The following is a 15,092-nucleotide window of genomic DNA, read 5'->3' as shown; positions in this document are numbered from 1 at the left end:
GGGCGCCAATCGCAACCCTCCCCTGGCCTGGCGTGAGGCCCCCCCGGGCCCCCGCTCCTTTGCGGTCATCTGCCACGACCCGGACGTACCAAGCCGGGGAGATGATGTGAATCAGGAGGGACGCACCGTTCCCGCCGATCTGCGGCGGGTGGATTTCTTTCACTGGGTTCTGGTGAACATTCCCGCCGAGACAAGCAGCATTGCCGAGGGGAGCCACTCCAGCGAAGTCACGCCCAATGGAAAGCCCGGCCCTGATCGCCCGGACGGCAGTCGTCACGGGATCAACGATTACACCGGCTGGTTTGCCGCTGACGAACACATGAAGGGCCTCTATTTCGGCTATGACGGCCCCTGCCCTCCCTGGAACGACAGCATCCGCCATCGCTACATCTTCACGGTCTTCGCCCTCGACGTGGACCGCCTGGAGCTCAAAGGCGCCTTCACCGGACAGGAAGCCCGCCTTGCCATGCAAGGGCACATCCTGGCACAGGCCAGTCTGACCGGAACCTACAGCCTGAATCCCGCGGTCTACGCCTGAAGCGCTGGATGGCCAGTGCATCTGCCCTGCACACCCGGCAGGGCCTCAGGCTTCGTAGTGACTCAGTTGCCGGGGCACGCACGCCAGGCGGAGGTGGAGATAATCGGGCAGGCCATCCCTGAAACGGGGGAAATCCTCACCGGCGATCAGGGGACGGCACCAGACCCTGAAAGCCTCGGTCACGCCGAAGCCATCCGGAGCGATGAACTCTGGTGGGAGTTTACGCTCCAGGTTGGCGACGCTCTCGAAGGAGTGCTGGGTGGTTCTCCAGCGGTAGGGCACATCCGAGATCCGTTTCAGTCCGATCACTCCCCGCCTTCCGCCAAGAGCCCGGCGTACCGCCGCCTTGCCCACCGCAAAGGCCTGGGCGGCATCCGTTCGGGAGGCCAGGTGACGGGCAGCCCGCTGCAGATAATCAGCCACGGCATAATGCACCTTGTAACCCAGAGCCTGATGGATACGCTGGGCAACAACCTCGCCGGCTCCGCCTAGCTGCACATAGCCTTTGGCATTCTGTTCCTGCATGGACAGCACCCTGCCATCCGGCCCCTTGATCCCCTCCGCCGCAACGATCACACACGCACCGTGGGCCTCGGTGATCACCCTGACTCGCTCGAGGAAGGCTGCTTCATCGAATACCACCTCCGGCATCAGGATCAGGTGAGGCGCACAATAACCTGCCTCACTGGCCAGATCACAGGCTGCCGCCAGCCAGCCCGCGTTGCGTCCCATGACTTCCAGCACAAAAGCCCTGCCGCCACGGGTGGTCATGGCCCGCAGGTCCAGCCCTACCTCCCGGACAGATGTAGCGAGGTACTTGGCAGCCGACCCAAAACCCGGACAGCAGTCTGTCAACACGATATCGTTGTCAATGGTCTTGGGCACGCCAACCACCGTCAGCGCATACCCTCGGCGGTCCGCCGCCTCCTGGATCTGACGACAGGTTTCCATGGATCCGTTGCCTCCGTTGTAGAGGAGGTAACCGATGTCGTGGGTTGCCAGCACCGCAAAAAGGCGCTCGTACTGGGCAGGGTTAACCTCAAGGGCGTCCAGGTCGAAGCGGCAGGATCCGAACGCCCCCCCCGGGGTCGTGCGCAAGCGCTCAAGATCCATGGCGGACAAAGCCGCTGTGTCGATCAGGGTTTCCCGCAGCACCCCCAGGATACCGTTGCGGGCTGCCAGTACCTGCCCCACCTGGGCACCCGCCTCCCGGGCGGTGGCGATCACCCCGGCGGCGGATGCATTTATCACGGCCGTCATGCCCCCCGATTGGGCATAAAGAAGATTTCTCGCCATTCTGACCTGACCCCACCTCAGCGCCCCGATGGCGCAGAAAAAGAGAAGGCCGACCCTGCGGCCGGCCTTTCGAACGTCCCGCTAGCGCCGATTACTTCAGCGCATCGAAGGCGCGATCGCGGATTTCCTCAACCTTGCCGAGGCCTGCGATCTTGCGATACTTGGGTGCGTTGGCATCCCCGTTGGCCGCCCACCCGGAATAATAGGCCACCAGCGGCTTGGTCTGGGAGTGATACACGTCCAGGCGCTTCTTGACGGTTTCTTCCTTGTCGTCGTCCCGCTGGATCAGCGGCTCGCCCGTTTCGTCATCCGTGCCTTCCACCTTGGGCGGATTGAACTTGACGTGGTAGGTGCGGCCAGAAGCCACATGGACACGACGACCGGACATGCGGCCAATGATTTCCTCGTCCGGCACGTCGATCTCGAGCACGAAATCGATGGGCACGCCAGCCGCCTTCATGGCCTCAGCCTGGGGGATGGTACGGGGAAAACCGTCGAACATGTAGCCGGACTGACAGTCGGCTTCCTGCAGACGGTCCTTCACCAGCCCGATGATGATGTCGTCGGAGACCAGGCCGCCGGCATCCATGACCTTCTTGGCCTCGATGCCCAATGGAGTGCCGGCCTTGACGGCCGCGCGCAGCATGTCACCGGTGGAGATCTGCGGGATCCCGAATTTTTCCTTGATGTAATTGGCTTGGGTGCCTTTGCCGGCACCCGGCGGTCCCAACAGAATCAGACGCATGTCTTTCCCTCCTCTGGTTATTGTCGATACGACATGAGATTGCGAAACTATCGTGAAACATCCATCAGGTCAAACACCTGGCGGACACGTGCAAGATCCTCGGCAGTATCCACGCCGGCAGGAGGCGCGTGATCCAGCAGCATCACCCGGATCGGGAAGCCATGGGCCATGGCCCGCAACTGCTCCAGGGCTTCCCATTGTTCCAGGGGTGACGGGGCGAGGCCTGAATAGCGCTTGAGAAAACCCGCCCGGTAAGCATACAAGCCGATATGACGACAGGCAGAAAAGCCTGCCGGCAGCGTTGTCGTTGCCGAGGCAAAGGCGTCCCGCGCCCAGGGAATCGGCGCCCTGGAAAAATACAGGGCCCGTCCGCGGGCATCCAGCACGACCTTAACCACGTTGGGATTAAAGAATTCCTCAGGTGACGAGATCGGGTGACACGCGGTGGCGATCGCTGCCTCCGGATCGGACGCCAGCTCTGCTGCTACCTGGCCGATCAGATCAGGCGGAATAAGGGGCTCATCTCCCTGTACATTGACCACCACCGTATCGTCGGACCACCCCAGAACGCCCGCCACTTCGGCGAGTCGATCCGTACCGGAGGGATGATCCGGAGACGTCATGACCACCTGAGCACCGGCAGCGCGCACCACACCGGCAATCCCGTCGTGATCGGTTGCCACCCAGATATCCTCGGCGCCGGCATCCGCTGCCCGCTCGAGAACCCGCAGGATCATCGGCTTGCCCGCGATGTCGAGCAAGGGCTTGCCCGGCAAGCGGCTTGAGGAATGCCGGGCAGGAATGACGACTTTGAAACCCATTTCAGCGGGCGTGCGCCTGGGCCACTTCTTCGTCACTCAAGGGACGGGCCTCCTCTTCAAGCATGACAGGAATACCATCACGGATCGGATAGGCTAGGCGAGCACTGACGCTCCACAACTCCTGTCGATCCTTATGGAAATCGAGGGAGCCCTTGGTAATCGGGCACACCAGAATCTCAAGCAGTCGGGGGTCCATCGAGCTTCTCCACAATCAGTTCGGCGGCTTCGGGCGCGAAGTGCGCCCGAACTGGCCACACCCAGGTGTCAGCTGGGGCGAAAGCGGCGCATTTTACAGCATCCTTCTCGGTCATCAGTAGCACGTCCCCGTCGGGAATGTACAAATCCGCTTCGCAAAAAGCGTGGTGATCAGGAAATGGACGCCGCTCGATCATCAGCCCCATGGCTTCAAGCTGGGCAAAAAAACGCTCAGGACGACCGATGCCTGCAAGGGCATGCACCCGACGCCCCTTGAACACCTCCGCAGAGCAGCGCTCCTGACGGGTGCCGATGCGCTCGAACAGGTCTCCCCGCAGATCAAACTCGAAAATGGGGACTCCATGTGCAGCAGCGCGAACGGGAGCTGAAAGGGCACCATGGGCGAAGATGAAACTCCCCTTCCCCAACCTGGCCAGCCCTTCCCTGAGGGGACCCGCCGGAAGCAGAAGCCGGTTGCCCAGAGTCGCCTCGTCCACAACAACGATTTCCAGATTCCGTGCCAGCCGGTAATGCTGTAATCCATCATCGGCGAGCAGCACATTGACTGACGGGTGGGCCGCCAACAGGGCCTGACCGGCCGCAGGGCGATCCCGTCCCACGAATACAGGGCAACCGGAACGGGCTGCCATCAGGACGGGCTCGTCTCCATAGCGGATGGGATCTCCGTCCGGAGGAACCTCCGCCACCCCCTCCACCTGCCCGCCATATCCTCGACTGAGGATCCCCGGATGATATCCGCGCTGTCGCAATACGTCCGCCAGCCACAGGGTGACCGGTGTCTTGCCGCTCCCACCCACCGCCACGTTGCCCACGACGACGACTGGAACAGGGAGCACTACCCTCTGAAGGATGCGCCAGCGGAAAAGAACCCTGCGGAGGGCCGCTAGGCCACCAAACAGGAGGGACAAGGGGAAAAGGCTCCAGGCAATCACCCCACGATGCCGCCAGAAGCCGGGCGCACTCGCTGGCATGGAGAAGGGCTTAGCGCTGGGCCGCCTGGGTGGCGAAGGAAATGTGCACCAGCCCGGCCTGCTGGGCAGCCTGCATCACATCAATGACTCGCTGGTGAGCCGCCTTGGCATCCGCATTGATGATCACGACGGGGTCCTTGGCTCCCGTGGGTACAACCGCCTGCATGGCCGCGGCAATGGCAGGAATGTCGGCGCTGGACACCGGCCGCTTGTTGATCACGACCTCTCCAGCCGCCGTCACGGCCACATTGACTTCTACCGGACGCTCACTGGAAGACTGGGTCTCGGCAGTGGGAAGGTTGATTTCCAACCCGGCAAAACGGGAATAGGTAGTGGTCAGCATCAGGAAGATGATGATCACCAGCAGCACGTCGATCAGCGGGATCAGATTGATTTCCGGCTCTTCACGGGCACGACCACGACCGAAGTTCATGACGGGACCTCAGCGACGCTCGCCATGAACCACTTCAACCAGACGGATCGCCTGCTGCTCCATTTCCACCACGAGACTATCGACGGTCGCCCGGAAGTGGCGCCAGAAGATCATGCTCGGAATGGCAATCACCAGACCGAAACCCGTATTGTAGAGCGCAATCGAAATGCCTTGAGCCAGTTGCTGGGGGTTCGACCCCCCGGGCGCCTGGGAGCCGAAGATCTCGATCATTCCGACGATGGTGCCGAACAGCCCCATCAGCGGGCTGATCGAGGCGATCGTACCCAGGGTGGTCAGAAAGCGCTCCAGATCGTGGGTCACAGCCCGACCGGTTTCCTCAATGGATTCCTTCATCAGCTCACGGGAACTGCGGACGTTGCGCAGGCCGGAGGCCAGCACCCGTCCAAGGGGAGAGCTGAGGGCAACGCGATTGATCATTTCCGGCGTCACCCCGGACTGGCGCAGTTCGGCAACGACCTTATCGAGCAATCCCGGGGGCAGAATCTTGTTGCGACGCAAAGTAATCAGGCGCTCGATGATCAGGGCCACAGCAATGATGGATGCAAACAGCAATGGCCAGATGGGCCAGCCGGCAGCCTGAATGATGGCGAACACTAGGACTACTCCCGAGAATCGAACTAAGCCCGAAACTCTAACCCGCCCGGCCCTTCAGAGCAACAGCCTGGCAAATCCAGATAATCCACAAAATCTGTGGATAACTTTGTGGATTGATGCCCGGGGATCCTGCTAAACCCGCAGTTTAGAAGGGTTTTTAGTGGTCGGGTCAAAAAATAGGCTAAGGAACGAACCTTTAAAAATCAATAACTTAAAAAATATCAAGCAAGTCAAGGGCGTTCCGGCGCTTTTTTTGGCGACTGGGGAATGAATTGTGGATTCCGGTACAATCCCGCTCCATGCAGACCCCTGATTCAAGCATCAAAGTCAAGCCCTCTGAAGTCGTTTCCGTGTCCTGGATCAACCGGGCGGCCCGCGAGGCCCTTGAAGGCAGTTTCCCCCTGATGTGGATTGCCGGCGAAGTATCCACCCTCACTCAGGCGGCCTCGGGCCATCTGTACTTCACCCTCAAGGACAAGGAAGCTCAGGTGCGCTGCACCATGTGGCGCAACAAGGCCCAGCACCTCGCCTTCCGGCTCGAACATGGAATGCAGGTGGAGGTGCGCGCCCTGGTCACCCTCTTTGAACCCAGGGGAGATTACCAGCTGAACGTAGAGTCGATTCGCCAGGCCGGACTCGGTCATCTCTACGAGGCTTTCCTGCGCCTGAAATCCCGCCTCCAGGCTGAAGGACTTTTCGATGCGGGGCTTAAACGCGCCCTGCCCCGCTTCCCTCGGGGGGTTGCGGTCGTCACTTCCCCCCAGGCCGCCGCCTGGAAGGATGTCATTGCGACCCTGGCCCGGCGAGCTCCCCATCTGCCCCTGTGGCTCTACCCCACCCAGGTCCAGGGCGCAAGCGCACCCGCACTCATTGCCGAAGCGATCCGCCTGGCGGGAACACGGGCGCTGATCGACGGGAATGACCTACTCCTGCTGGTCCGGGGCGGGGGCAGTCTGGAAGATCTCGCCGCATTCAACGACGAGCGCGTGGCCCGGGCGATCCGGGCCTGCCCGATCCCGGTGATTGTCGGAGTCGGTCATGAAACGGATGTGAGCATCGCCGACTTCGCTGCCGATGTCCGGGCCGCCACCCCCACGGCCGCAGCGGAACTGGCCAGCAGTGGCTTTGTTGAATTGCAGGACACCCTCCAGCACCTGGCCCTGCGCCTGCAGAGAAGCATGACGCGTCGCTTCGAGCATGCCGCCCAGCGCCTGGATCGGGTCGCCGCCCGGCTCGTGCATCCACGCCAACGGCTGGAAAGTGCCCGCCTGCGCCTGGAGAGTCTGGACCGGCGACTGCAGGTTCAGTTGCGGACCCAGCTCACACGGGGAGACCACCAGATCCAGCGCCTCCGCTTGCGCCTGGAAATCCAACGGCCCGATCTGCCTCCTCTTTACGCCCGGCTGCATGATCTGCAACGACGGCTGCACCGCTCCGCTCAAGCCGCCCTCGAACTGAGGCAGCGGCACGTGGAGACCCTTGCCCAGCACCTCTCCCATCTGGACCCCCGGAATGTCCTCGCACGGGGCTACAGCATTACCCGCAATCAGGCAGGCACCCTCGTCCGGGATCCTGCAGATGTGTCTCCAGGCTCGATCATCCAGGTGGAGTTTCATACGGGTCAGATCTCCGCCAGCGTCCTTGAAAAGCATCCACCCGACCTTGCCCCGGAGCTTAAAGCCTTGCCCAAGGCTCACCCCTCCGGGGCACAATAGAGGATGACGGTCTTGACATGCCCTTTGCAACGGGCGTACTCCCGTTTGTGTATAGAACCAATTCCCGACTAGAATTGTCGGACAAATTCCTAAACCCCGGAGAAAACCACATGGCTCACACCCTGCCCGAACTGCCCTACGCCAAGAATGCCCTGGCCCCCCACATTTCCGAAGAAACCTTCGAGTATCACTATGGCAAGCACCATCAGGCCTACGTGACCAACCTGAACAACCTCATCCCCGGCACCGAGTACGAGAACCTGTCCGTGGAAGAGACCTTCCTGAAGGCCCCTGCCGGCGGGGTGTACAACAACGCAGCCCAGGTCTGGAACCACACCTTCTTCTGGAGCTCGCTCAAGCCGAACGGTGGCGGCGCCCCTGCCGGCGCCCTGGCCGACGCGATCAACGCCAAGTGGGGCTCCTTCGACGAGTTCAAGAAGGCCTTCCAGGCTTCCGCCGTGGGCAACTTCGGCTCCGGCTGGACCTGGCTGGTCAAGAAGGCCGACGGCAGCGTTGACATCGTCAACACTGGCGCCGCCGGCAACCCGCTGAAGAGCGGCGAAGGCAAGCCCCTGCTGACCATCGACGTGTGGGAACACGCCTACTACATCGACTACCGCAATGCCCGTCCCAAGTTCGTGGAAACCTTCCTGAACAGCCTGGCCAACTGGGACTTCGCTGCAGCGAATTTCGCCTGATCCTGGGAGCTTGCAGGGGCGCCATCCACTGGCGCCCCGAGTCCTCCCCTTCCGACAGCCCCGTCTTCCGGCAACGGAGACGGGGCTGTCTCATTCTGCGTGGAACCCGGCCCCTGGATACGGTGTCTGGCAAAGGAACCCGCCCATGACCGGAGCCCCGGATGACCCCGACCACGATCCAGATGATCGGCGCCGCACTGTTCGCGATTGCGATCCTGCATACCTTTTCCACCAAGTACTTTGAACATCTGGCCCATACCCGTCCGGCCCATGCGGGCCTCTTTCACTTGCTGGGCGAAGTGGAAGTCGTCTTCGGCTTCTGGGCCATGGTGCTGACGATCGCGATGTTCTTCCTCGTCGGCTCCGAAGAGTCGATTGCCTACATCGAGTCCCGCAACTTCACCGAACCCCTCTTCGTCTTCGCGATCATGGTGATCGCAGGCACCCGCCCCATCCTCCGAACCGCGTCTGGGCTCGTGCTGCAGATCGGACGCCTGATTCCCCTGCCCGGAGCTGCGGCCACCTACTTCACGGTACTGGCCTTCGTGCCTCTGCTGGGGTCATTCATCACCGAACCTGCCGCCATGACCCTGGGCGCCCTCATCCTGCGGGACCAGTTCTACCGCAAAGGCATCTCCAGCCGCCTGATGTACGCCACCCTGGGCGTCCTGTTCGTCAACATCTCCATTGGCGGCACGCTGACCCACTTTGCCGCGCCTCCGGTGCTGATGGTGGCGAGCACCTGGGAATGGAACACCCCCTTCATGCTGAGCCATTTTGGCTGGAAGGCCGCCATCGCCGTTGCCATCAACGCCCTCGGCGTGACCCTGCTGTTCCGTCAGGAACTGGCCGCCCGGCCCCCTGCAGGCAAGGACGAGAGCGCCGTCCCTGTTCCCCTGCTGCTGACCCTGGCCCACCTGCTCTTCCTCCTGGGCGTCGTGGTGTTTGCCCATCACCCAGCGATCTTCCTGGGAATTTTCCTGTTCTTTCTCGGAGTGGCCCACGCCTACGCACAGCACCAGGATCGCCTGATCCTCAAGGAAGGCTTGCTGGTCGCGTTCTTCCTGGCGGGGCTGGTCGTGCTGGGCGGCCTGCAGCAATGGTGGCTGCAGCCCTTGCTGATGAGCATGAGCAGCGACGCCGTGTTCATCGGCGCCACTGCCCTCACAGCGGTGACTGACAATGCGGCACTGACTTACCTGGGTTCGCTGGTGGAAGGGCTTTCCGACGATTTCAAATACGCCCTGGTCGCCGGTGCGGTGACGGGAGGTGGTCTGACCATCATCGCCAACGCCCCCAACCCCGCTGGCGTCTCGATCCTAAAATCCAGCTTCACCGACGAGGCGGTCAACCCGCTGGGGCTGCTGGGCGCAGCCCTGATCCCCACCCTGGTTGCAGCCCTTGCCTTCCGCTTTCTGTGAGCCGCAGGGGATGCTTCAGGGCAGGAAAGGCCAGAACATCGGGATCAGGAGGCTGCACAGCAGCCAGGTAAGGATGTTCATCGGCACGCCCAGGCGGGAGAAATCGCTGAACCGGTAGTTGCCCGCGCTATACACCAGCGTGTTGGTCTGGTAGCCGATGGGGGTTGCAAAGCTGCAACTGGCGGCAAACATCACCCCCACCACGAACGGACGAGGGTCAACCCCCATCTGCTGGGCCAGGCCAATCACCACCGGCGTGAACAAAACTGCAATGGCGTTGTTGCTGAGGATTTCCGTGGCAACAGAGGTGATCAGGATCACGAGGCTCAGCATCATCCAGGGGGACAGCCCCTGCCCAAGCCGCGCCAGTTCAGCTGCGAGCATCTGGTCCAGGCCGGAGTTCCTCATGGCGATACTGATGGCCAGCATGCCGAAGATCAGCACGAGAATCGGCCACTCAATGGATTTGTAGGCCTCGTCGCTGGTGATGCAACCGCTGGCCACCACCACCGCAGCGCCGATGATCGCCAATCCCTCAATGGGCATCACGTCAAGGGCTGCCAGCAGCATCACCCCCACCATGGTTGCCAGGGCTACGGGCGCCTTGTGCTGGCGTCCGACCACCTCCCTGCCCTCGGTAATGGCAAAGAGATCCCCGTTATCGCAGAAACGCTTGATCTGGTCGGGTGTCCCCTCCACCAGCAGTACATCGCCCCCCAGCAACTGGAAGTCCTCACCGATCTCCGAGATGGACGCGTTGCGCCGATGCACCGCGATCAGATGAACCCCGTAGCGGGCCAGCAGATCCAGGTCACGAATGGGGCGCAGGACGTAGCGGGACGTCTGGCCGACCAGGGCTTCGACGATGACCACGTCCCGCCTACGCAGGGTTTCCAGATCATGGGCCTGGATCGCCGCATCTACCTGCACGCCCAGGAGATCCCTTTGGCGCAGATGGAGCATGGCGCTGCTCCGGCTATGCACTACAAGCCGGTCCCCCCTCTCCAGTCGCCATTCCGGCGCCGGAGAAGAAACCACCTGCTCATTGCGGGACAGACTCAGGACCTGTACGCCCTCCGTGCTCAGACCCGCCTCCTGGAGGGTTTTTCCCGCTAGGTGCGACTCTTCAGGCACGAACAGTTCCGCCATGAACCAGCGCTCCTGACCACCGGTGAACTGCTGGGTCAGGGTTTCGCGTACGGGCAGCACCCGGGGGGCCAGGGCCAGCATGAACGCAAAACCGACCACGGCCATGACCATGGCTGGCAAGCTGATTTCAAACATGGAGAACGGCGCCAACCCATGGGCCCTCGCCACCCCGTCCACCAGGATGTTGGTGGAGGTACCCACCATCGTCACCAACCCCCCCAGAATGGTGGCGTAGGACAGGGGAATCAGCAGGCGGGACGGGGCAAGACCGTGGCGGGACGCAACGGCGATCACCGCCGGAATCATCACCATGACCACCGGCGTGTTGTTAACAAAGGGAGAGACCACCAGCGCCAGCCCCATCAAGGCAAAGAGCAAGGGGCGCTCACCACCTACCGCCGCCCGCCCCAGCCATTCCCCCAGCTTGTCCACGCATCCCGTACGGGACAGGGCGCCGCTGATGACGAAAAGACAGGCGATGGTAATGGGAGCACTGTTGCCGAACACCCCAATGACCTCCCTGGACTTGAGCACCCCAGCCAGCAACAGCACGGCAACGGCCGCCATCACCGCCACATCCGGCTTGAGCCACTCTTTCAGGAAACAGACAAACAGGACGATCAGTACCCCGCCCACAAAGGGGGCAGCGTAGAACTCGGGAATCAGCATGGCGACGGGAAAGATTAAGTGCGGAGCATCGCAAGCTTAATGTCGCCCCTTGCCACCCATTAGATTAAATATTGAAAAGCTTATGCATTAATCTGCGGAAAATACCTGCAGCGTCAGGCTGACAACGCCGCACGGGAAGGGCGTCTCCAGACACGAAAAAGCACTTAGGCCACTCTTTTGAGTGGCCTAAGTGCTTGATTCTTTGGTCGGGGCGGCGGGATTCGAACTCGCGACCCCTTGCACCCCATGCAAGTGCGCTACCAGGCTGCGCTACGCCCCGACTAGGGAAAGAATGATATCACAATCAGAAGAAAAGGGAAGAAAGACATAGCAAAAATTTATCATCCATGCTGCACACCCACACACCGCAGGCCTCAGCTCCGACGCGGCCAATACCAGCTCGGCATCCCCTTCCGACCTCCACCGACGCCTTGCCGGTGACGGCTGCGCAGATGGCCATCCACCACGGCGATCCACTCCGGCAAGTGGCGATCGGCCTGCTCGAGATCCACGAACCACTCCGGCAACCGATAGGCAAACCAACGATAAGCGGCCAACAGACGTACCGTGATCTCGCCTTCTTCCAGGGACGCACGCCGCGGGAGCCGGGGCAGGAAATCCAGCGCAATCCGCCTCCCCTGATGAACCGCATACGCCCACCCCCGCCATACCCCGTCGATAGTCTCGTTCTGGGAAGCCATCGGGGCCATGGAAAATACATGCTTCAAGCTTAAGGAAAGATTCTTCATCCGATCCAGCTGCGCGGCCCGGGCCAGTTGTTCTTCGGGAATATGGGGCCTGAAGAAACCGTCGCCGCAATCCGCATGGAGCTGAAACAGGGAAAGAAGCGCCTCGAGGCGGCTATCACCGGACATTCGGGCCAGTTGCTCAAGATAGGCACTGCCCGCCGTGATCTGAAAGCCCTGGGCCTCCAGGGGCGGCTGAGCAGCCTTCATCAGGGACACCACCACCTGGTGCTCTGCCGGCGTCAGCCCCGCCACCAGCCCTTCCTCTGCCTGATGGCCGAAGCGCCCTGCCCGCCCACCGATCTGCTGGAGTAGGGACGCCGACAGGAGATCACGGCTCACCCCGTCATATTTCTCCACTGCGGTGAACACGACCCGCTGGATAGGTAGGTTCAAGCCCATCCCGATCGCATCGGTAGCGACCAGGATATCCGCATCCCCCTGGGCAAAACGTCGGGCCTCCCGTTCCCGTACCTCGGGCGACAGGGCGCCATAGATGCAGGCAACCTTCTTGCCCAGGGCCAGCAGATCATCCCTCAGGTTGAGGGCGTCCCGTCGGGAAAACACAATGAAGGCATCCCCGGCGCGGCCTCGTCTCAGGGCTCCGGCAGGATGGCTGCCCAAGGGCTGCCCCACCAGCAGCGGGTGCTTGCGATGCTTGTGACGGACTTCCAGGGGCAAGCCCAGGCGCTCAGCAAGCGCGACGATGGCCGGCTCGGCGGATAAAGCCCCCACCAGCCACACTTCTTCCGCATTCGCCCCCACCACAGCCTGGGTCCAGGCCCATCCCCGATCCGGATCGCTGAGCATCTGGATCTCGTCGATGACGGCCACCTCAAGGACTACGGACGGGTCGAGCATCTCGATGGTGGACGCGGTCACCCGGCTCCCCTCCACGATGCGGTGCTCCTCCCCGGTGATCAGCGAGGCACTGACCCCGAACTCCTCGTTCAGACGGGTAAAGGCCTCCAGAGCCAGCAGGCGCAAGGGCCCTAGATAAACCCCCGAAGCCGCCATGGCCAGCCGCTCGAAGGCATCGTGGGTCTTGCCGGAATTGGTGGGCCCCAGAACTGCAATCAATCTGCGCGGCCGTCTGCGGGCAGGAAAGGTGTCGGGATACTCGGACAGCTTGAGGGAACGTCCGATCTGGGCGGCCAGGTCCCGCTGGCGACGCTTTGCCCGCAGATCCTCCAGGGACTTGGCCAGGCGTTTCCCGATGGACCCCAGATCCAGCTCTCCGCCCGACCACTCCTCCCGCAACCGGCGCAGGCTGGGCTCCAGGCCTTCCTGCTCGCAGGATGTCAGGTAGTCCGTGATGACGTCGATCGCAGCGACCAGTGCCTCCTCCAGCCGGCGACCCTGCGCCTGCAACATGGCCTGCTCAAGGCCTTCCCGCACCTCGCTGCTCCGCCTGCGCCAATGGGCCACCTGGCCCAGACAGGTTTCAGGGATATGACCGAAAATCCGGAAGGTCTCGCCCCCCACACAAATCCGCCGCCCTGCAGCCAGCCAGACCTGGTTACCGGCAAAAATGCGGGCAAACCGTGTGGTGATGACGTCATCTTCTGATTGCATGCTCATGTACATCCTTGTTGGTGCCACGCCCCATCAGCACGAGGCCTCTATCCCGAGGTACGCATGTGTGCAGCAGGAAGATGGACACGCGGCGCCCGGGAGATTCATCAGCACCGATTTTCTTGTCGGGGACACCCGAAGGAAACGACCTATGGATACGTTCTATCCAGAACAGGCCCTGGTGATTGAATGCCGCGAGAGGCAGTATGCGGAAGCGATGCTGTTCTTTGATTGTCAGCTCATCATCAGAGCGCGCAGAGGAGCCGGTTACGGTGCGTTCTTGTCACCATACGACACCGCCACAGACAGGGCAAGACTCAAGACCTTGATCAGCGCGGGTCGGATACGGCGTTCAACTGAATTGAAGCCCTCTTCAGCATCGCTCGCGCCTCATTTTCCGACTTGCACCGAAGCCAGTCGCCCCAGGCATCATCGGACAGGATCACCACAGACCGCTTCTCATCACCGGGCTTGTGAAAGCGCCTGAACACAGGATCGCTGTCAGCGCTGATCGTCAGCATGGTCATGGACCATGAAGGAAGGCCATCGTCCTTGAGAAGCCGCTCCCACAGTCCCGCGATCCCCATCGGCTTGCCGTCCGTCCGCTCTATCCGCCAGCGCACAGCACTGCCCGTCTCGTAGCAAGGCTCATGGAGGGCGTCTGCGGGGATGATGCAGAGCTGCCCACGTTTCCAGGCACTGCGGAAGGAGGGCTTCTCTCCAACCGTCTCGGATCGAGCGTTATAGGTGCTTCGCGCGATCTTGGTGTCCTTGGCCCATGCTGGAATCAGGCCGAAGCACGCCGGCACCCACATCCGTGGTGCGAAGTTGGTGACGACAGGGACGATGGCGCCCGGATAAGCCTCCCCATAGCTGAAATCGGGCGGCGGCAACGGAAATGCAGCCAGCGCTTCAGGGGACGATGGGCGGTAGTTGGCACACATGGGTACAGGGTAACGCGGGTTGGACAAAACCGGCGTCTGGACATCAACGAGAGATGGAGGCGCTACTATCGCCGCACCATTACCTACGGTGGCATCCCTTCAGCCAATACGCAACGACAGCCACACCCAAGTCAGCATTCGACCCAAAGCGGCCTTTCCAACGCGATTAAGAACTCAGGCTGGAGTTGGTCAAGGGCCTGCTTGCTCCACTTTCATTTGGTTGGCATCAGCGAATCTGCCACACTAATTTCCGCCTTCCCCGTCCGAATTTCGAACAGACACAATTCACGGCTCTGTTGGCCTTGCATGTGCGCCTGTGGATAACGCCCACCGATGACCAGCGCCGTATAGCCCACCTCGTCACTGAACAGAATCGGTGAGCTCAGCACTTTTTTGTTCTTCAGATTGCTTTTTGCTAACGATCATTGCGACTCGCGCCACCCCTGATGATGAAAGAGACTACGGGGTGGAGGATGGCGGGGAGAGGTCGCGCAATATTTTGGCGGCTCGACCCCGCAAGCTAACGTGACCCGCCGAACT

Annotated in this window: 14 protein-coding genes and 1 tRNA gene; 4 read left to right on the top strand and 11 right to left on the bottom strand. The window is 61.8% G+C overall.

Annotated elements, in window-relative coordinates; translation table 11 throughout:
• A partial coding sequence (locus tag PHD22_RS13245; protein WP_299867654.1) for a YbhB/YbcL family Raf kinase inhibitor-like protein occupies positions 1 to 538 on the top strand: 538 nt, incomplete at its 5' end.
• 45 nt (positions 539 to 583) lie between these two features.
• Here PHD22_RS13245 and PHD22_RS13240 read toward each other — a convergent pair.
• The 7 genes from PHD22_RS13240 to PHD22_RS13210 all read right to left on the bottom strand — a co-directional run bounded on the left by PHD22_RS13240 (position 584) and on the right by PHD22_RS13210 (position 5,635).
• Entirely contained in the window at positions 584 to 1,834 is a 1,251-nt protein-coding gene (locus PHD22_RS13240; RefSeq protein ID WP_299867649.1) for a 6-phosphofructokinase, read from the bottom strand.
• Between the two features lie 91 nt (positions 1,835 to 1,925).
• Positions 1,926 to 2,579 (bottom strand): adenylate kinase, encoded by a 654-nt coding sequence (adk, locus tag PHD22_RS13235; protein ID WP_299867646.1) that lies wholly within the window; start codon positions 2,577 to 2,579, stop codon positions 1,926 to 1,928.
• A 47-nt stretch (positions 2,580 to 2,626) separates the two neighbouring features.
• Entirely contained in the window at positions 2,627 to 3,400 is a 774-nt protein-coding gene (gene kdsB, locus PHD22_RS13230; RefSeq protein ID WP_299867643.1) for a 3-deoxy-manno-octulosonate cytidylyltransferase, read from the bottom strand.
• A gap of 1 nt (position 3,401) precedes the next feature.
• Entirely contained in the window at positions 3,402 to 3,596 is a 195-nt protein-coding gene (locus PHD22_RS13225) for a Trm112 family protein (protein ID WP_299867640.1), read from the bottom strand.
• Entirely contained in the window at positions 3,577 to 4,587 is a 1,011-nt protein-coding gene (gene lpxK / locus PHD22_RS13220) for a tetraacyldisaccharide 4'-kinase (protein ID WP_299867637.1), read from the bottom strand. Before lpxK ends, PHD22_RS13225 begins: the two co-directional genes overlap by 20 nt.
• A gap of 10 nt (positions 4,588 to 4,597) precedes the next feature.
• Positions 4,598 to 5,020, bottom strand: coding sequence for a biopolymer transporter ExbD (locus tag PHD22_RS13215; RefSeq protein ID WP_299867634.1), 423 nt, complete (start codon positions 5,018 to 5,020; stop codon positions 4,598 to 4,600).
• Between the two features lie 9 nt (positions 5,021 to 5,029).
• The gene (locus PHD22_RS13210) at positions 5,030 to 5,635 is read right to left on the bottom strand and encodes a MotA/TolQ/ExbB proton channel family protein (RefSeq protein ID WP_299867631.1); all 606 of its coding nucleotides are present in this window, start codon (positions 5,633 to 5,635) and stop codon (positions 5,030 to 5,032) included.
• Between the two features lie 350 nt (positions 5,636 to 5,985).
• Here PHD22_RS13210 and xseA point away from each other — a divergent pair, with 350 nt between their 5' ends.
• The 3 genes from xseA (at position 5,986) to PHD22_RS13195 (ending at position 9,469) form a co-directional block, all read left to right on the top strand.
• On the top strand, positions 5,986 to 7,350 hold the full coding sequence (gene xseA, locus PHD22_RS13205; RefSeq protein WP_299867628.1) for an exodeoxyribonuclease VII large subunit: 1,365 nt from the start codon (positions 5,986 to 5,988) through the stop codon (positions 7,348 to 7,350).
• A 110-nt stretch (positions 7,351 to 7,460) separates the two neighbouring features.
• Entirely contained in the window at positions 7,461 to 8,048 is a 588-nt protein-coding gene (locus tag PHD22_RS13200; RefSeq protein WP_299867625.1) for a Fe-Mn family superoxide dismutase, read from the top strand.
• A gap of 161 nt (positions 8,049 to 8,209) precedes the next feature.
• Positions 8,210 to 9,469 (top strand): putative Na+/H+ antiporter, encoded by a 1,260-nt coding sequence (locus PHD22_RS13195; RefSeq protein ID WP_299867622.1) that lies wholly within the window; start codon positions 8,210 to 8,212, stop codon positions 9,467 to 9,469.
• 15 nt (positions 9,470 to 9,484) lie between these two features.
• Here the strand turns inward: PHD22_RS13195 and PHD22_RS13190 are convergent, their stop codons facing one another.
• The 4 genes from PHD22_RS13190 to PHD22_RS13175 form a co-directional block, all read right to left on the bottom strand.
• A complete protein-coding gene (locus PHD22_RS13190; RefSeq protein ID WP_299867620.1) occupies positions 9,485 to 11,287 on the bottom strand; it encodes an SLC13 family permease in 1,803 nt (600 codons plus the stop codon).
• A gap of 203 nt (positions 11,288 to 11,490) precedes the next feature.
• Positions 11,491 to 11,567 (bottom strand) — tRNA-Pro (locus PHD22_RS13185).
• Between the two features lie 94 nt (positions 11,568 to 11,661).
• On the bottom strand, positions 11,662 to 13,614 hold the full coding sequence (locus tag PHD22_RS13180) for a helicase-related protein (RefSeq protein ID WP_299867617.1): 1,953 nt from the start codon (positions 13,612 to 13,614) through the stop codon (positions 11,662 to 11,664).
• A 323-nt stretch (positions 13,615 to 13,937) separates the two neighbouring features.
• Positions 13,938 to 14,552 carry an SOS response-associated peptidase family protein gene (locus PHD22_RS13175; protein ID WP_299867614.1) on the bottom strand — a complete coding sequence of 205 codons (615 nt, stop codon included), beginning with the start codon at positions 14,550 to 14,552 and terminating at the stop codon, positions 13,938 to 13,940.
• Positions 14,553 to 15,092: the final 540 nt, after the last annotated feature.

Origin of the sequence: Zoogloea sp., from assembly GCF_028693495.1 — a bacterium.
GTDB lineage: Bacteria > Pseudomonadota > Gammaproteobacteria > Burkholderiales > Rhodocyclaceae > Zoogloea.
The sequence above is the reverse complement of the archived record's forward strand: the minus strand, read 5'-3'. Positions and strand labels throughout refer to the sequence as shown.